The sequence below is a fragment of the Cellvibrio sp. BR genome, assembly GCF_000263355.1.
Taxonomy (GTDB): Bacteria; Pseudomonadota; Gammaproteobacteria; order Pseudomonadales; family Cellvibrionaceae; genus Cellvibrio.
Genome location: NZ_JH668208.1, coordinates 46,656 through 65,916, shown reverse-complemented (window position 1 = coordinate 65,916; position 19,261 = coordinate 46,656). Strand labels below are relative to the sequence as shown.

Here is a 19,261-nt window from a genome sequence, read left to right as displayed (position 1 = left end):
GTTCATGTGCTTAACCTTTGCTCTATTTGTCGCACATTTTGCCGGCTTTAAACCTATGTTAACTCTAATAAAAGGGTGGAGAAGATGACTATGAAACTCAGCAAATTGGTGGTTGCTATGACAGCCGCAACCGCATTCTCAACCGTGTCGCCGATGCTGGTGGCGCAAGATGAGGGATTGGAAGAAGTGATGGTTACCGGTATTCGCGGCAGCCTGCAAAATTCAGCCGCCATTAAACGCAATGCGGGTGAAGTTGTTGAATCGATTACCGCAGAGGATGTGGGTAAATTGCCTGATCCTAATGTTGCCGAAACCTTGACTCGTATTCCCGGTGTGCAAGGTTATCGTTATGGCGGCGAAGGTGCATCGCCAGTGGGCGAGGGCAGCGGCCTCACTATTCGTGGTCTGTCTGGTCAAACCGCGTCACGCTTGAATGGCAGAACCTATTTCACTGCCGGTGGCCGCGAATTCAATATTGAAAGTGCAATCCCAGGCATGATTGCCGGCATCGATGTATTTAAAAATCCCAGTGCAAAACATATTGAAGGAGGTATTGGGGGCTTGATCGACATTAAAACCCGTCGCCCGTTGGATATGGATGAGCGGGTGATAAGTGGTGCTGTCACGGCGCGCTATAACGATTTTGTAGGCGATATCGATCCGGAAATTTTTGGGCTTTACTCTGAAACCTGGAATTTGGAAAGCGGTGGTGAGTTGGGCTTTTTATTTGCGGCAACCCAACAAAAAAGTCACAACCGTTCCGACTCCACGCCGAGTAATACCGGTGCAAATTTGCGTCGCGCCGTACGTGCCGATTCAGCTGAGTACACAACCCTGGCCGCTGCCAATCAGAGTTATGTAGGAAGAAGCGATGTTTGGCATTTGGTAGATGCAACGGCATCGGATGATCCATCAAATTTAATTGCAACCACTTCGCAAAATGCCCACGTATTTCAGGAAGATATTATCCGTGATCGCAAAGGTGTAAATACGGCAATCCAGTGGGCGCCCAACGACGATTTTGAGCTTTACGCCGAAGGTAATTACAACTACTACAAATACGAGCAGGATTATCGTTTCATGATTATGAGCGATAGTCGCACGGTTCAGGGTTTAGAGACCGAGGCCTTTGATACTACTGAAGCGTGGGTAAATCGCAATGCCAATGGTGGCGAAAATGCAGTGCTGGCAACGCAAGCCTTAGCGTCGGGTACTTTTTTAAATTCAACCTTCAACTCACTGGGCGGTAAAGAAAATCGCCCTTATGAAACCTGGTTGGTTGCTACCGGTTTTGATTGGAATATTACAGATCGTTTGAATATGACTACCGATGTGTCATATGTGAAAGCGGATCAAACCCAGGATAACCGCAGCGTGACTTTGCGTCCAAAAGTAGGGAATACTTGGGATATCACCCGCGATTTAAAAACATCGCCACATAACATCAGTATTTCTGGGCCCGATTTGGCAGACCCCAACAATTTTGTATTTGTTGATTACGGCAACGGTACCCATCAGGTTTTTGATGATAGTGGTTATGCCGTACAAACGGATTTTAAATACGAAGTGGATGGTTTCTTTAATGCTGTCTTGTTTGGTGGACGTTTTGCATCGCAAGAATCCAACTACAACAATTACAGCTTTGGTGGTAAAGCTTTGACCACAAATGGCTCGGGATTATTGGCAGATCAGTCAAATGCGATTTCTGTTGCTGACTTTGCAGAACTTACTGAAACCGCACCTAAAGATTGGGTGAAAAATAAAACCGACTTCGCAGGCGGCTATTTAGTATTTAGCCCATCTATGCTGCATGGTGATGCTTTGCGCAACGCATTCCCGCTGGCAAATATTCCTGCCGATGGCAGCATTCCAGAAAATTTAATGGCACGTCGTTATGCTAAAGAAGATACGTTCGGTGCATACTTAATGGGTGAGTTTGCAACTGAAAATGAGCGAATTCGCGGTAACATCGGTGTTCGTATTGTTGAGGCCGACTTAACTGTAGAAGCTATGGTGAACGACTCTACCGGCACTACAGCTATAATTGTTCCAAATCGTGAATCTACTTCTTATACAGATGTGTTGCCATCATTCAACATCACTGGTGAACTTCAGGAAGATTTGCTCCTGCGCTTCGGTTATAGCAAAGGCATTACTCGGCCTACCCTGGGAGCACTTAATCCAAGCATTTCGGTAAGTGATACTAGTGGTCGTGGCAGTGCGGGCAACCCTGATTTGAAGCCTCTAGAAGCAGATAGCTATGATCTTTCGCTTGAAAAATATTTTGGCCCTGCAAATTATGCGTCTATTGCCGTTTTTAACAAAGAAATAGATGGCTTTTTTAATACATTGGAGTCCTGTGAGACGGTTGCTACTGCAAAGCCTTATTCAGGAGCCGAAGATAATGGCTGTAGCAATGGTCAATTTTTTATTACTCGCCAAGTTAATGCTGAATCTGGCAATGCTCGCGGTGTAGAGCTGGCGGTACAAACCTTCTTTGATATGTTGCCAGGTGCCTGGAGTAATTTCGGTGTATCGGCATCCTACACGCACGTTACAACCGAAAACCCGATTGTGCGTGATGGAAAAGTGGTAAATGTTCCGCAAGCATTCCAATCGGATGATAGTTATAGCGTTGCGGGTATGTATGAAAACGAAGGCCTATCGGCGCGGTTAGTTTACACCTATCGTTCTGATTTTATTTTGTTTGGTGTTGCTGCAAACCCTGCTGTTGGGCGTTATGTGAAGGGGTATGGTGTGCTTGATGGCTCGATTAACTACAACATCAGCGATACTTACTCGGTAACTTTTACGGCATCAAACCTGACAGATTCGGCTCCTGTTCGCTACGTGGGTGAACCCGGCTCAGTTACCACCGGATTCCAAAATCAGTACTACATTAATGGCCGCAATTTTGCAGTTGGCTTAAGAGCCACCTTCTAGCGTTCGTCTATGGGAGCCGCATGGCTAACCGTGCTTGGGGCATTACAAAATGCCCCCTTTTTATTGAGAAAAATAAAACGATTTCGCAAAACCGGAGTGTTCGATGCCAACATGTAAATTTATAACCTTAATGGCTATTTTGTTTCTGCTGACTATTAACCTCAATGCGGTTGCAAAGCAAGAGCAGGTTAAATCCCTAAGCTCTCCAGATGGTAAAATTAAATTTACATTCTACGCCGGGCAAAACCGAAAAAAACAATCTTTATTTTTCTACTCTGTCAGTAAAGAACAGCAGGATGTAATCAAAAAATCCCGAATGGATCTGGATTTGGATAACCATTATTCCGAGTGGGCCCTGGCTATCAAAAATGTTCCCCAGGGATATTGGATGCATGGTTTGACCTTAACCGACAGTCAAATTACAAGTCATGATTCGACATGGAAACCGGTTTACGGTGAGAGGGCGCTGGTACGTGATAATTATGCAGCCTTGAAGCTTTCATTTGTTCATCAACAGAACCCAGCCTACACCATGGAGATTCGCGTTCGTGTGTATAACGAAGGGGTGGCTTTTCAATATTTTTTCCCTGATAACCCTACCGGAATTTATTACCGGGTGATGGCGGAGAATACGGAGTTTGCATTGCCTCCCAACACCTATGCGTGGCATACGCCCTGGGCGCAGGCATTGGCAACTCGCGTGCCATTAAAAAATTGGGAAAATGAAAGCGAGCGGCCATTAACGCTGGAACTTGAAAATGGGCTTTACGCGGCTTTGGCTGAAGCGAATGTAAAAGACTATGTGCGTACGCGTTTTTCACTGTCAAGCGACAAAAAAAATACTGTCATTACTAAAATGCACGATCCGGTTAATTTGATTACCGGTACTGGTACGCCGTGGCGCGTAGTAATGATTGCCGATAGTGCAGCGCAATTACTGGAAAATAATGATTTATTATTGAATCTCAATGAACCATCCAAAATTGCCGATACTGACTGGATTAAGCCCGGAAAAATTGTCCGCGACATGAGCCTTACCAATGAGGGCGCATTGGCCTGGATTGATTTTGCTGCCGAACATAACCTGCAATACCTCTTATTCGATTGGAAATGGTATGGGCCATCCTTCACGTTTGATTCCGATGCAGGAAAGGTCGCCATTGATCTTGATATGGAAAAAATCATCAAGTATGGCAAAGAAAAAGGCATTGGCATTTGGTTGTATGTGAATCAACAAGCCTTGTTAAAGCAAGATGAAGAAATATTTCCTATTTATAAAGAGTGGGGAGTTGTTGGCGTTAAATATGGGTTTGTGCAATTGGGTTCCCATCGCTGGACTGCCTGGTTATACGATTCCATTAAACGTGCGGCTGACAATAAATTAATGGTAAATATTCACGATGAATTTCGGTTTTCCGGCGAGCAGCGTACCTGGCCAAATGTCGTTACCGTAGAAGGTATTCGCGGCAATGAAGAGATGCCGGATGCGAACAACAATACCACCTTACCATTTACGCGTGGTCTGGCAGGTATGGGTGACTACACTATTTGTTATTACGATGAACGCATAAAAACCACCCATGCCCATCAGTTGGCGTTAGCGGTTGTTATGTACAGTCCATTGCAAACCTTATTTTGGTACGACGAAGCGGCGGATTATACCGGGGAAAAAGAAATCGAATTTTTTGCCAAAGTGCCAACGGTATGGGATGACAGTAAAATCCTTGCGGGTGATATCGGACAATTTATTGTTACTGCAAGACGTTCCAGCTCGGATTGGTATCTTGGTGCTATTACCAATAATGACGCGCGCAAGGTGACCGTTGATTTTAGTTTTCTTGAGGCTAATACCAACTATATTGCAAGAATTTACTATGACGACAATACCTCATCCAGTAGAACCAAAGTAAGCATGCGCGATGTTGACGTGAATAATCGCAGTAAAATAGATATCGAGTTAAAGGCATCTGGTGGCGTGGCTTTATGGATTCGCAAAAAATAATTTATGGGTAAGTCCTGGCTACTAAGAGTGCGATCAATGAGATTAATAATGCTTAAAAAACTAAATTTCATGCTCTGCTTGGCGCTATTGGCCATAAATATAGTGAGCGTTGGTGTACACGCAAAAACCTACAAAATTGCTACTGATGTGCAGGCGAATGGCACTGCCGGTCGTTTGCTCAGCGAATTTGCACAGAATGTACAGCGCCGCACCAATGAACGAGTCAAGTTTAAAATATTTCACGGTGGCGTACTGGGCGATCAATTGCAGTACTTTCAGCATGTACAACGCGGTGTGGTTGATATTTGTTTGATCAATAGCGCCTCGCTTGAATCCGTTATTCCGGCGATAGGTGTTATGAATATGCCTTATCTGTTTCGCTCTGCCGAGGAATATAAGGAAGTCATGACCAATGGTGATTTTCGTCGCGCGTTATTTGATTTTTCAACCAAACATCGTTTTGCTTTTTTAGGGTTTTTAAGTAGTGATTTCCGCAGTATTTACAGCACCAAACCTATTCGCACCATTGCAGATTTAAAAGGGCAGCGACTGCGCACAATCTCCAGCCAAACTTATATCGACATGCTTACCCGCTTTGGTGCGGTGCCAAGTGTATTGCCCTTTGGCGAATTGTATTCTGCTATGCAACAAGGGGTCGTGGATGGTGCCGAGGGTGGAATAGCCGGTTTGTATGAAGCCAGATTTAGCGAGATTGCCAAGTATGTTGTACTAACTGAACATACACGCTTAACCGATTTTGTTCTCAGCAGCGTTCAGTTTCAAAATCAGATTTCTCCCGGGGATTTAAAAATAGTAAACCAGGAATTTGAAAAAATAAGCCTTAAATCTATTGCCTATGCCGATGCTAAGGAGAGTGAATACAAACAGCGGGCAATTGATGAGTCTGGTGTGCAATTCTTTGAGGTAGACAAAACCCCGCTTATGAAAGCGGTTGAGCCTATCTACCAAAAGGCGCTTGAGGACGAAGAGAAGTCCAAATTGCTAAATGCCATCTTAACCATCGAAAAACGTAAGCTGTAAGTATCGCCTGCTGGTGTTTTCCCTACGGAATAAGACAATGAAAAACATAAAAGTAAAAAATAATTTTTCTTCCTGTTCCGTGTGGATAAGCAGGCCGTTTGTAGGTGTGTTGCGCTACTTTCTGGTAGCTTTGTTGGCTGCGATGGTGGTGGCTATTTCCTTTCAAGTGATTTCCCGTTTTGTATTCAACTCACCCAGTATGTGGCCCCAGGAATTTTTACGCTACGCCCTTATTTGGCTGGGATTATTGGCGGGAGGATACTGCTTTTTAGTGGGGCGGCATCTTACTTTGCCTTTTTTGCTGGATAGATTTTCCGGTACAACATATGGCGTTCGCCTTAATATATTGAATTCCTTGTTGATTATGATTTTTGGCTTTATCTTCATCTTTGCTGGTTACCAGTCCTATTTGGATAATTTATTGATGAAGACTGCGATATTCAAAATACCCGTGGGAATTTTGCAAACAGCAATGTTGTTATCTGGCGTTATTACGGTCTTATCCCAGTTTTCAGAAATTTTTCGTTTATTTAAATATCAATCTGCGAAATTCATCGATCTCGCTTTGGTCATTGGTTTGCTGGTCGGTACTGGCTTGTTAATAATCCTCGTTGCTCATTCATCAATTTTTAATTTATTGGTGGAGGAAAATCTGGAAATAGTTTCCCTATTGGTGTTGTTTGTCAGCTTTTTTATTTTTTTGATTATTGGGACACCTATCGCTATAGGGCTTGCTTATGCAGGTTTATTTACCTTGGCGTTGCAAATAGATTTTAACCAAATATTTCCAACAGCGGGTCAAACTATATTTAATGGCTTGGATAGCTTTGGTTTTCTTGCACTGCCATTTTTTATCCTGGCGGGTAACATTATGAATCAAACCGGGCTTGCAAGAAGGTTAATTGACCTTGCTATGTTAATTGGCCGGCGTATTCCTGGTAGCTTGTGGCAGTCCAACATTTTGGCGAACATGTTATTTGGTACCCTATCGGGTTCGGGCATTGCCTCTGCCTCAGCAATCGGGGGAATAATCACTCCGGTTGCACGGGAAAAATGTTATGACATGCCAATGACTGCTGCAGTTAATGCTGCATCGGCTCCCTGCGGCATGCTTATTCCACCTTCGGGTGCACTTATTGTTTATTCGCTGATTACGGGGGGCAGTGCATCGATTATTGCTTTGTTTCTCGCGGGTTATTTGCCCGGTATTATCATGGGCATAGCAGTAATGATTGGTGCCTATTTATACGCAAAGCGTAAAGGTTACACAGCGGACGACAATAAACAGAGTATGTCGGAAATGTTCACCATTTTTCTCCGTGCGCTGCCGAGCTTAATGCTCATCTTCATTGTTATAGGGGGAATACTGGGCGGCGCTTTCACCGCTATCGAGGGGTCAGGAGTTGCGGTTATTTATAGCTTGCTACTTGCACTTGTTTATCGCGCGCTTTCGCTACCAAAATTAATCGAAATTTTTCTGGATACAGCAGTAGTCTCCGGTGTTATTTTATTTTTAATCGCCTGTTCCGGCATGATGAGCTGGACCATGACTTTTGCTTCTATCCCTGACACTGTTGGCAGTTTACTAACCGGGTTTAGCGATAATAAATACCTGGTTTTGTTACTGATTGTCGCTATCTTGTTATTGGTTGGTGTTTTTATGGATATGTCACCCGCCATGTTAATTTTCACCCCGATATTTTTTCCCGTTGTTACTGCGCTAGGTGTTGATCCGGTTCACTTTGGCATTATCCTTGTTTATACCTTGTCGATGGGCTTGGTTACACCACCAGTTGGTACGGTGCTTTTTGTAGCTTGTAGTATTTCTGGCGAAAAAATCACGAGTGTACTGCCCCCCCTCATGCCTATTTTCTTGTTACAACTAGCGGGTTTGTTGTTAATTACGTTTGTGCCTGCTATCAGTTTGGCGCTGCCTGAATTATTTGGCCTATAGCAATAAAAAGTAACGATAAGAAGTGGTGCTCTGTTACGGGCTTGCCATAATCAGCCGCGGCGAGGATTTATCAGCATGTTGAATTTTTTCAGATGGTATTTCGCACTGTGCGTACTTTTTCTGTCAGCCGCGATTACTTGGGCAAATGAACCACCCCGCATGACAATTGATCAAACTGCAGCGACAGGTGTGTGGATATCTGACCAAGGCGATGGAACTTATATTAATCCTGTATTACAAGGCGATTACTCTGATCCCGATGTGGTCAGGGTAGGAGATGATTTTTATCTCACATCATCCAGTTTTACCAATGTCCCCGGTTTACCCATATTGCATTCTAAAGATTTGGTGAATTGGAAAATTATTAGTCATGCGCTGCAGCAAATTGAACCTGTTGCGCATCACTCTGTTCCGCGTCGCGGCGGAGGTGTGTGGGCGCCCTGCATTCGCCACCACAATAATCAGTTTATGATTTATTACGCTGACCCGGACTTTGGTGTATTTGTAGTTACCGCAAAATCAGCTACAGGCCCTTGGGCCAAACCCCAATTAATTGATTCAACCAAAGGTGTTATAGACCCTTGTCCCTTTTGGGAGGAGGGCGGTAAAGGTTACATGGTTTATGCCTATGCCCATTCACGTTCCGGCAAAAGCAATATTATTGAGTTAAAAGAATTAGCTAAAGATGGTTTGAGTGTGAAGGGTGATGGAAAAATCATTATCGATGGAAATTTATTGCCTAAAGTGAAAACCTCCTACGGTGATTTGCCCTGGTTTACCTTGGAGGGCCCCAAACTCTATAAACGCAAAAATTATTACTACTTATTTGCTCCGGCGGGCTCCGTAAAAGGCGGTTGGCAAGCGGTGTTCCGCGCTAAACATATCACCGGCCCTTATGAGGCACGTTCAGTGATGGATCAGGGCGACACAACAATTAATGGCCCTCACCAAGGAGCTTGGGTAAATACTGCAAAAGGGGAAGACTGGTTCTTACATTTTCAACAGACAGATTCTTATGGCCGCCGCGTATTATTGCAACCTATGCGATGGATGGCCGATGATTGGCCGATTATCGGTTCACCCCAAAAAGAAAATCATTTTGGACAACCCGTGCATTCTTATAAAAAACCGGATGCGGTTGTTCAAATCCGACAGGCGCCCATAGTAAATGATGAGTTTAATCAGGGATTTCATTTAGGCTGGCAATGGAGCGCCAATCCGCAATCTGATTGGGTGGATTCAACAATCACAAACAAGTTACGGTTGAAATCTGTTTCTTCCCCGGAGAATTTATGGGAGGCGGGTAACTTATTAACACAGAAATTACCGGGGATGCGTTTTACGGCGAGCACGCAATTCACACTTGAGCCAAAGCGTATCGGTGAGCGAGCCGGGTTATTGGTGCTCGGTTACAACTATGGTTGGATAGGTTTGGAAAATACCGCTGACGGTATTCGATTGGTGCAGGTCACGCGAGAAAATGCCAATTTATTTGCCGCTGAAACCAAGCTGACCGCACCGCTCACAGTGAGTGGCGCGGTTTATGTTCGTATCCATATTAAACCGGTAATCGTGGCGCAACCCGAACCGGACTATCCGGTAATTTATCCCTCGCTCTTGCGCGCATATCACGCTCAAGTCACGTTTAGTTACAGTCTTGACGATACGCATTATTATGCAATTGGCCCAGGTTTTATTGCGCAGCCAGGTCGTTGGGTGGGTACTCAGGTAGGATTATTCGCGCAGGCCGCAAGTGGAACCCCCGCTTATGTTGCAACCTCAACGGGTCACGCGGAGTTCGATTATTTTCGTATTGAGTCGGGTGATAAAGAGCGTTGATGTCGGTTGCAATTTTTCTCTGCGACATAAAAACATATGGTGAGAACAGAATGAGTTTATCGATACACAATAATAAATTAATACAGTTGGTTGCCATTTTTGGAATGGGTTTTAGCAGTAGTTTTTTTGCAGTCGCTGATGATCTCGTTACCTATGAGGTACCCAAACAAGCGCTTTATACGCACCATAACGATGACTACACCGTTCGTGTGAGAAAACTGGGTGGTGAGTGGCAGGACCTGTATGAGTACAAGGTAAAAGTAGACTTGGATAACCCGCAAAATGCATCCATGGTATATTTTGATATGGGGGAACCGGTTGAGGTTTCCGTTAAAAAAAATAATGGTGATATAAGGCGCGTTGAAATTCGCCCCAAAAGTGCAGGAATAAAGCCGAAACTAGCGGGAAATGTAGCGCTATTCAAACTATCAAAACCAGAAAATATATCTATTGAATTTGATGGCGATCGCCTTCACAACCTGCATTTATTTGCCAGTGCGATCGAACAAAATATTCCAGATAAAAATGATCCCGATGTTATATGGTTCGGTCCCGGCTTACATCTTCCGCCGGAAAATGCCGAAGGTGCATTCCGTATTGCCTCAAACAAAACTGTGTACCTACACGGCGGTGCAATGTTGCGTGGGAAATTGCTAATAGACAACGCCAATAATGTGACAGTAACCGGGCGCGGTTTAATTGATCAAGCGGGGCGTGGTTTTGAAATTACTAAATCCAGTAACGTGGTGATTGATGGGCCAATAGTTATTAATCCAAAACACTACACGGTGTATTGCGGCCAATCCAATCATGTAGATATCCGCAACATTAAAACATTTAGTGCGGCACCCTGGACCGATGGCATAGATATGATGGCCTGCTCTGACGTTAATATTAATAATGTTTTTTTGCGAACCTCAGACGACAGTATTGCTATTTATGGTCATCGCTGGGACTACTATGGCGACGCCCGAAATATCATGGTTACCAATTCTGTACTCTGGGCTGATGTGGCGCACCCTATCAATATCGGCCTGCATGGCAATAATAAACAACCTGAACTCATTGAAAATATCCGGTTCAATAATATCGATATTCTGGGGCATGATGAAGATGATCGGAATTATCAGGGCGCAATGGCGATTACCAACAGCGACGATAATCTGGTTAAAAATGTTTACTTTGAAAATATCCGTATAGATGGCGTAGAGGAGGGCATGTTATTTAACTTCCGCGTAGTGTTTAACGAAAAGTACAGTCACTCTCCTGGTAGAGGCATTAAGAATGTTTACCTGAAGAATATTTCTATAGTAAACAGCAGTCTCAACACATCGGTCATTGGCGGGTACAGCAAAGAACGGGCGGTTAACAATATTGTGTTAGAAAATATTCGCCTTGACGGTAAGCGCTTAAAACCGTCCGATTTCACTCTGGGTGAGCATGTTAGCGATGTGATCGTTAAGCCCTAATATTTTCTTCAGGTTTCTTTGGTATTCCTCAAAAATGCTCCCTTATTTGCAGAGGGGCATTTTCCCTCTGTTAGGTGTGTGGAGTATTATTCAATTTAGATATTTACCCGCAGCCCAGCGCTTTCTCTGTTGTTACCCTTGTTCGCATTAATATCTTTCCATGTAAAAAATGGTAACGATATTTATTGCCCATGGCGTCTAAATAAATCAATTACCCATTATTTTTTGCACTATTAGAATAAATTTTTGATGTTGCTATGGGGTTATTGCAATCCAGAAATGGTATCGATACCATAACTAATGCCGTATAAATATGATTAATGGCTTGGTGTTTTTATCACACCTGAAACGCGGTGCTATCAACTGGCTTGCCCGATGTAAGGTGGGGTGGGTCGCATTTTCAATCAGCTAGCAGAGGCAGCAATGATAAATATAAAAGTTACTCCCTCATTTACATTTTTGAGGTGTTTTTCCCGCAAAGTATTTATTGGTGGAGTTAAAGCCCTGTGTGTGTCGGTGATATGTATATCCGCCAATGCACAGGATTTGCCAGCCATTACCGACTTTAATCCCAGTATTCAAGAATCAACCGATACAGCAGGATTCATCCACCCCGGGGTGGGTTTAACCAAACCGATTTTGGAAAATGTGCGTGCGCAAGTGATTGCACAACAAGAACCCTGGTATAGCTATTACAAAGATATGCTGGCGACCTCCGCGGCTTCGCGTACTGCAATTTCAAGTAATGCCAGTTCGGCCAACCCCACAACACCCTTGTCATTGGCATTTAATAGTCAATCGTTTAATTCGCGTTTTATTGCGGATGGTTTGAAGGTGTATACCCAAGCCTTGCTGTTTTACATCACGGGCGATGATGTTTATCGAACTAACGCGATGAATATATTGCGTGTGTGGGGGCAGATGGACCCTGCGCAGTATGCTTATTTTAGCGATGCCCATATTCACACGGGTATTCCGATGAATCGCATGTTGGCCGGTGCGGAAATCCTGCGTTATACAAATTCACAAAATAGTGCGTCGGCATGGACTGAAGCTGATACACAGGCGCTCACGAATAATTTAATTATTCCGGCTACTGAAACCTTCATGCATCGCAATAATGAGTTTATGAACCAGCATGGCTACCCACTGATGGGCGCCATGGCGGGTTATATTTTTACCGGCAATAAAGATCGTTACACCGAAGCGGTCGAATGGATGACGGTTAACAAGACCGCATTGAACCAAGGGTTTAATGGTTCTATTAAACGTTTATTTCGTTTGGTTGATCGCAACGCAAAAACGGGTGAGCTATTGGCAACACCCGTTGTGCAGCATGTTGAAATGGGGCGGGATCAAGCCCATGGTGCGGGCGATCTCAACAATGCCACGATTATTGCGCATATGTTTTACGCACAGAATTCTAAAGTTGACCCTGTTTCCGGTGAGCTATCCACGGCGCCCAATGCTGTTGGCATGTACGAGTTTTTAAATGATCGTGTACTCCATGCCGCCGATTTTTTCTGGCGCTATATGGCCGGTAATCCTACCGATTGGGTGCCCACAGAATTTTCTATTTTTGCGGATGGTCAAGTTGGTGGTTTGTATAATTTTATTTCAAGCCAATACCGCGGGCGTATGTTAACCACCAACTTTTGGGATCTTTATTATTACTACACCTACACCAAAGGTGTCGATCTCTCGGTGGTGGCTCCCTATTTTTATAAGGGTTTTCAGAGCCGGGTGCCCGGTCGTTTTTATTACGCACGTGGTTTGGCCAATGCGTGGGAAAATGTCGATGGTGGCGGTGATTTTTGGCTCTATATTCCGGCGGAAGTAGCAAACGAAGGGGCTGCTAGTTTGCCCAAACCCCAGCTAAACGCATCGCTTATTGAGCCTGAAGAACGCTACACCGCGTTTGATTCAAACAGCCAAACTCTTAGCGAAGCGGGTACGGATTTTGTGCGTTTGATGGCGACGCCTGAAGGCGCAAAAATTTGCTTGTTTAATTTCTCCTATGGTGGGCGCCCCAGTGTTTTACCTTACGGTATTAAGGTCAGAACTAACGGCGTTGCAACCTTGGCGCTGAGTACTGGATTGGAGGCACAGCCTTATCAGAAAATTGAGCTACCCAATACCAATAATCAATGGCGCTATGTGGTTTATGACGCGGGAACCGGCGCTATTCCAAGTGGTATTGGTGGTAGCTACAGCTTGAATTATGTATTTATTGAAGGTGATGGCACTCAGGTTGATATCGATAATTTTAATGTGAATGCGGGTACCGAATTAAGTGCACCGGTGTTTGTCGAGGGTGTGGGGAACCAGGTAATTTATACCTATGTAGGCGCCGCTATTAACAAAAACTTCGCCGCGACTGATCCCAACTCTGCCGATGTAATTTCCTACAAACTTGATCAGGCTCCTGCGGGCGCCGGGGTTAATGAGCAAACCGGTGCGTTCACATGGATACCGCAATCCGCTGGTCACTATTCTTTTGTGGTTTCTGCAAATGATGCGTTGACCAGCACCACTAAAAAAATTGACGTTTATGTCGAGCAAGATCGCAATGCCGCACTGGCCAGTATCAATGCGGGGTTCGATGGCAACGCAATTTATTCAACAGATTCTTTGGAAAATTATGAACAAGCGTATGCGGCGGCGACAACTGGTTTGAATAATGCGAGTGAAGCAGAATTTGCAGCACTGCTTCAAGCTCTGTTTGTCGCGGTGAGTGAATTGCAATTGGTGACGCCGTTATTGGGTGATGGAAGTTTGAATTTCGCAAGTACAGTTGCGAGCACAACATTCGGTGGTGTCTATTCACTTGTTGATGCAGACCCTGACACCTTTACCGGTTTTTTATCTGGCGCTAATCTTTATCACATTCTCGATTTTGGCATAGACCATAAAGTCAGTGCGACCGCATTCGGTGTTCAAGCACGGATGAATTTTGCAGATCGCGGCGCCGGCATTACAGTATTTGCTTCCAATGATTCGCAAAATTGGACGCGTATCACGCCGGATGAGTCCCCATTTCAGGATGATCTTGCCATTTTGCCAGTCGATGCCGCTTACCAAAACAGTAAGTATCGCTACTTTAAATTGCAAATGGTTAACCCGCACCCCGATGCATTACGCAATCAAGTTCTGAATTTGATGGAGCTGGGTGAGGTGCGTATTTGGGGTGAGCGCTTTGAGACAAATAATAAAATTGAAGCGATCAACGTAGCGCCAGAGCAAGTGGGTACGCGCGGAATTGTTTTTACTGGCAGTGAGCTGACGTTGAGTTTGGTTGCGAAAGAGGCGATTGAAAATCTGGTGTTCAATGTGCAGGGCGTCAATGCGGTAGTTTCAACGACCGATGGTATTCATTGGACTGCCAGTGTGACCTTGCCGGTGAATGCTAATGCGGGTGCGTTGTCCTATTACTTGAGCTACGTTATCAGCGCTACCGGTCAAAGCAATGATGCTTTTATTAAATCCAATTTATATGTGACCAATGGCACCAATATTATAGATGGAATTTCCAGCCTTGCTGATTTGATTGACCCGTCCACTTCATTCGGGCGGCCAAGTGTAGCGGTAACGGCGCAACAGGTTGGCAATCTGTTTGATAATAATGCTGACACCATTTCCGATTTTAGATTAGGTGGTAATGGTGCTGGTGGTTACATCACGTTTGATTTTAAATTCGGCGGCTCTGTTGCGCTAACCGGGGTTGATATTTTGGCCCGTCAGGATGGCTACTACACACGCATTAATGGTACGCGTATTCAGGCTTCACAGGATAATCAAAATTGGATCACTATTTCCAGCTCAGCGATTTCAACTAACGAATGGCAAGCGCTGACAATTAATGATCCTCAGCATTATCGTTATATTCGCATCTACAACAGCAACAGCTGGTTTGGAAATATGGCGGAAGTGAAATTCCACGGTAGTCATCGCGGCCCTGTGGATTTGATCAGCACCGTTGGTTTGTCTTCTACCTCTGCGGATGCAACCGGGTTGATTCATATTGGCGATGAGGTGAGCATTTCTATAGGTGCAGTTGGTTTAATTGCAGATATGGACGTGATTATTCAGGGTGTTCCTGCCAGCGTATCCCAAATCAATGATAACGCCTGGGTCGCAACCGCAACTATGTCAGCCGACGTCAACCAAGGTTATGTTGGGTTCACGATTAACTACACCAGCACAACTGGCGCAACTGGAACGCCTGAAAGCAGCACGACCGATGGCTCCAGGTTGTATCTCATCAATGGCGATGACTTGCTGCTTAATATTGCTGAAATTGCAGATCTGATTGACCCCTCAACGACTTTTGGTCGCCCCAATGCAGCGGTAACCCTGAGCAACGTAAACGCGCTTTTTGATGGTAATGCCGGCACCGTTTCCGATTTCCGAATCGGCACCAATGGCAGTGGTGGTTACATTACCTTTGATTTTAAAGAAGGGAACTTGGTGTGGTTAACCGGTGTGAATATGCTGGCGCGCCAGGATAACTATTACACCCGCATCGAAAGTGCAGTGGTGCAAGGCTCGAATGACAATATCAATTGGACCACAATCACCTCGCCAGCACTTGCTACCCGGGATTGGCAAAACCTGAGTGTTACCACTCAGTCTGGTTACCGATATCTGCGTTTATACAACTGGCGCAACTGGTTCGGCAATATGGCGGAAGTGAGGCTGCATGTGGACAATAAACCGCCTATCACTCAAGCGAATATTCCTGCGGGCTGGGTGAACTCCGATGTCCTGCTTGAGTTCAATGCGATTGATGACGCTTCCGGTGTTGATGCGACTTACTTTGCGCTTGGTGATGCGCCATCGCAATCGGCAACTTCAGTTGTTGTCAGCACCGAAGGTAGTAATGATCTGATGTTCTGGAGTGCAGATAAAGCGGGGAATGTTGAAAATATTAATTTTTCTCAGGTGAAACTTGATAAAACCTTGCCGCAATATTTGATTGAGTTGAATGGTGAACCTTTTGTTGCGGGGGAGTCGATACAAGATAATCAGACGCTCAGTTTGACCATTTCAGATACATTGTCTGGCTTGGAACTTCAGCAGGTATCTTTGGATGGTCAGATCATTGCACCCAGTGTGAATACAACTAGTTACCGAATTTATCTACCCGGTAAAATTGGTTCTCACCAATTGCATATAACTGCAAAAGATTTTGCGGGTAATCAACTCAATGAACAGCTAACCTTCAGAGTAGAAACTAATCTGGAGTCGCTAATCTCCCTGTTCATTGAAGGTGTAAACTCGGGCGATATCACCGGAAAATTAGCTGATAAGCTCAGCCGTATCCTTAGGCAGATACAACATATTGTTTCGCAGTCAGAAATTGCACATGGTATGAACAGCGATCGAATTATTTTGCAATTGCTAACAAATATGTCTCATGAGCTTTCCAGGAATTCAAATGTGATAGATGCTAATACCTTGGAAATTCTTAAAAATGATGTTGAGGCATTAATACGCCTCTATCGGGAAGGAGTAGAAGGGCTTTAGCGAGTATTTATTCCCCTGATGTAAGTTTTTTAGTCGAATAAACCTTATCTTGGCTGGGCAATCATGCCCAGCCATTTTTATGTTTTTAGGATTAGCACCACTAATCAACCGCGGTGAGAGTCTCCAATCAATAGCAGTGCAGCACTTCCTATGATGGCAGTCTCATCCCCTGTTAAACCGCTGCGAATTCTGTTGCGAAGCAGGGTTGATGCTTGGCTTTTGACGTTATCAATCAGCGTGAAAAGCCAAGTTTTTGGCATAGAAGAGACAATAATGATTTCGTCAAGATGGTGCAGACTGGCGCTGGTTTCAATGGAAAATGCCAGTGCACTGGCGGCATTTTGGATCCATGCAGAAATTATCTGATTGGTTGCCGGGTTTTGGGCTTGATAATTAAAATGCATTAATTCTAATGTGGATGCCACGCCAAGGTGTCGGCATAAACTAGCAAGGGATGATTGCTCATTGAGCGAGTTGTATTGTGTTACTTCAGTTCTACTATGAGCTGCGAATGCGATAGGCATGGATCCAAGAAATTTTTTTTCAACCGGTCGATGCAGATTTATTTCGTTGGCAAAAATAAAGCAGCCGTCAATGTCCAGATCTATTTGAATATAGAGCGAATCTTTTTTAATACTTGTGGGATTTTTTATGATCTCTGCGGCGGCCGCCGTAATTCCTGCAGGAACGATCACAAGCACAAGCTTGTAAAGTGATTGATCGTTTTGATTCTTTAATCGCTGGCTTAGGCGAGCCTTTATCTCACGCACGCAGATTATTTCATCGCCGCTGTCGATAAGGCCGATTCCAATTAATGCCCGCTGTTGCTCCAGTTTCAGACATTTAACCAGCTCAACGACCTGATGATAAATTTGATCTGCAAGAGTTAAATTTGTTTGCTGGTGGACTGGATACTCCTGAATAACCAGAATGGTTCCATGAAAATTAATCACGGCGATCAGAAAAATGTTTTCTCTAATCTCAATCCCTATAGCCAATCGGCCATTAGCTCGAATCTCGTACTGGGCTGTTGGCTTTCCTCGCGGTTTCTTCTGAATACCTTTTTTTTGGATAAGGCATTTGCTTTCCAGGGTTTCAACAATTCTTGCAACAGCCGGATAGGTCAAGCCGGTTAGCTGCGCTATATCGGCTTTTGATAATTGTTGATGCTCACGCATGAGCAATAAAATGAGCTGCTCATTCTTATCGCGTAGATTGGATGAGTTTTGCCCCTGGCTCATGGGTTACTGATTGGATGGCTGAAATTGTAGGCGGGGCTCTTGGTCGTTGTGTAGTAAAAATGCAGAGATAATAAGAAAAAACACAACTACGCTTCCCATAATTTTATAGGATAGGGCAAAACCAAAATTGTCATACATTAAGCCAGCAACAACCGACAGCCCGCTGGCTGCAACCTGAGTCATAAATTGAAAACCCACCAAATACAGCGTAGAGGAAAGGCGAGCGTCAAAACTGCGGGTAATATATTTAAAAATAGAGATGAGCATAATGGGTAGCTCAGCCGCGTGTAGCAGTTTCATGAAAGAAATTTCTATTGCATTGTCGGCAAAACCTGAGCCGATAATCCGCAGTGCCATAATGGCACCAGATAACAGCAGGCCATTTTTTGCGCCTATTTTGTTTACGATAAAGGGCGCTAAAAACATGCCCCCCGCTTCAAGAAATACCTGAAATGAATTGAGGTAACCGTACATGGCATTACCCTCTGCTTTGCTGGGAAAGAGCGAGGAGAAATAAACCGGAAATTGCTGATCGTAAACGGTGTACACACAAGTCACGCCTATTACATAGGTGGCAAATGCCCAAAAGCTGGGTAGTTTTAATAAGCCTAGTGCGTCGCGGGTGCTCAGTGGCGATGTTTTTTCCTGTAAGTGACCCGCTGTGGGTTGGGTGGAAACAAACAGTAGGGCAAAAATAAACACCAGCGCGCTGATGCTGGCGAGATAAAAATTAATATGCGGGTTGATATTAAAAAGATAACCGGTAAAAAAGGTGGCGCAGGCCCAACCCAAAGAACCCCACATCCGCGCTTTACCAAACTCAAAGCCGGTAAAGCGACCAATGCGCTCGACGTAAGTTTCTACTGCACCGACACCCGCCAGAAAGGTGATCGCAAAATACACTCCACCAATTACCGCGCCGAGATAAAAGTTATGTTGTAGCAAGGGGGCATAAATGAAAATAAAAAACGGGCCGCTCAGAATTAATAATATGCCTACCGCAAACAATAGCGAACGCTTAACCCCAAGCTTGTCCTGAATAAAACCATAACAAGGCATAATTAATAATGCGGCCATGGCATTGATACTGAAAATCATGCCGGTGCGCTCGCCACTAAGGCCAATAACTTGATTTAACCAAATAGGGAATAATGAAAACGTAAACGACCAGGTTAGAAAAAAACTAAATAAGCAGGTACTCAGTAACCAGTAATTTTTGGTGGCGCTAGTGAATGGCATCATTATT

9 protein-coding genes are annotated in these 19,261 nt (G+C 44.4%); 7 read left to right on the top strand and 2 right to left on the bottom strand.

Going from position 1 to position 19,261, the window contains the following annotated elements:
- Positions 1-84: 84 nt before the first annotated feature.
- The 7 genes from O59_RS19975 to O59_RS19945 all read left to right on the top strand — a co-directional run bounded on the left by O59_RS19975 (position 85) and on the right by O59_RS19945 (position 16,774).
- Positions 85-2,943, top strand: a complete 2,859-nt coding sequence (locus O59_RS19975) for a TonB-dependent receptor (RefSeq protein ID WP_040393732.1) — start codon at positions 85-87, stop codon at positions 2,941-2,943.
- 103 nt (positions 2,944-3,046) lie between these two features.
- On the top strand, positions 3,047-4,945 hold the full coding sequence (locus tag O59_RS19970; protein WP_198284843.1) for a glycoside hydrolase family 97 protein: 1,899 nt from the start codon (positions 3,047-3,049) through the stop codon (positions 4,943-4,945).
- A gap of 48 nt (positions 4,946-4,993) precedes the next feature.
- On the top strand, positions 4,994-5,986 hold the full coding sequence (gene dctP, locus O59_RS19965) for a TRAP transporter substrate-binding protein DctP (RefSeq protein WP_050977144.1): 993 nt from the start codon (positions 4,994-4,996) through the stop codon (positions 5,984-5,986).
- Between the two features lie 37 nt (positions 5,987-6,023).
- Positions 6,024-7,940: a TRAP transporter large permease subunit gene (locus tag O59_RS19960; RefSeq protein WP_007646024.1), complete on the top strand. Its 1,917-nt coding sequence runs from the start codon at positions 6,024-6,026 to the stop codon at positions 7,938-7,940.
- Positions 7,941-8,099: 159 nt separating this feature from the next.
- Positions 8,100-9,779, top strand: coding sequence for a glycoside hydrolase 43 family protein (locus O59_RS19955; protein ID WP_157152675.1), 1,680 nt, complete (start codon positions 8,100-8,102; stop codon positions 9,777-9,779).
- Positions 9,779-11,248: a glycosyl hydrolase family 28 protein gene (locus O59_RS19950; protein WP_198284842.1), complete on the top strand. Its 1,470-nt coding sequence runs from the start codon at positions 9,779-9,781 to the stop codon at positions 11,246-11,248. Before O59_RS19955 ends, O59_RS19950 begins: the two co-directional genes overlap by 1 nt.
- 423 nt (positions 11,249-11,671) lie before the next feature.
- Positions 11,672-16,774, top strand: coding sequence for a discoidin domain-containing protein (locus tag O59_RS19945; RefSeq protein ID WP_157152674.1), 5,103 nt, complete (start codon positions 11,672-11,674; stop codon positions 16,772-16,774).
- A 104-nt stretch (positions 16,775-16,878) separates the two neighbouring features.
- Here the strand turns inward: O59_RS19945 and O59_RS19940 are convergent, their stop codons facing one another.
- The gene (locus tag O59_RS19940) at positions 16,879-18,015 is read right to left on the bottom strand and encodes a winged helix-turn-helix transcriptional regulator (RefSeq protein WP_007646007.1); all 1,137 of its coding nucleotides are present in this window, start codon (positions 18,013-18,015) and stop codon (positions 16,879-16,881) included.
- A 3-nt stretch (positions 18,016-18,018) separates the two neighbouring features.
- Entirely contained in the window at positions 18,019-19,257 is a 1,239-nt protein-coding gene (locus O59_RS19935) for an MFS transporter (protein ID WP_007646005.1), read from the bottom strand.
- Positions 19,258-19,261: the final 4 nt, after the last annotated feature.

Excerpts from the sequence above, each read along its gene's own strand:
- O59_RS19940 (WP_007646007.1), bottom strand. The coding sequence starts at position 18,015 with ATGAGCCAGGGGCAAAACTCATCCAATCTACGCGATAAGAATGAGCAG.
- O59_RS19945 (WP_157152674.1), top strand. The coding sequence starts at position 11,672 with ATGATAAATATAAAAGTTACTCCCTCATTTACATTTTTGAGGTGTTTT.
- O59_RS19935 (WP_007646005.1), bottom strand. The coding sequence starts at position 19,257 with ATGATGCCATTCACTAGCGCCACCAAAAATTACTGGTTACTGAGTACC.
- O59_RS19970 (WP_198284843.1), top strand. The coding sequence starts at position 3,047 with ATGCCAACATGTAAATTTATAACCTTAATGGCTATTTTGTTTCTGCTG.
- O59_RS19955 (WP_157152675.1), top strand. The coding sequence starts at position 8,100 with ATGACAATTGATCAAACTGCAGCGACAGGTGTGTGGATATCTGACCAA.
- dctP (WP_050977144.1), top strand. The coding sequence starts at position 4,994 with ATGCTTAAAAAACTAAATTTCATGCTCTGCTTGGCGCTATTGGCCATA.
- O59_RS19950 (WP_198284842.1), top strand. The coding sequence starts at position 9,779 with ATGTCGGTTGCAATTTTTCTCTGCGACATAAAAACATATGGTGAGAAC.
- O59_RS19960 (WP_007646024.1), top strand. The coding sequence starts at position 6,024 with ATGAAAAACATAAAAGTAAAAAATAATTTTTCTTCCTGTTCCGTGTGG.
- O59_RS19975 (WP_040393732.1), top strand. The coding sequence starts at position 85 with ATGACTATGAAACTCAGCAAATTGGTGGTTGCTATGACAGCCGCAACC.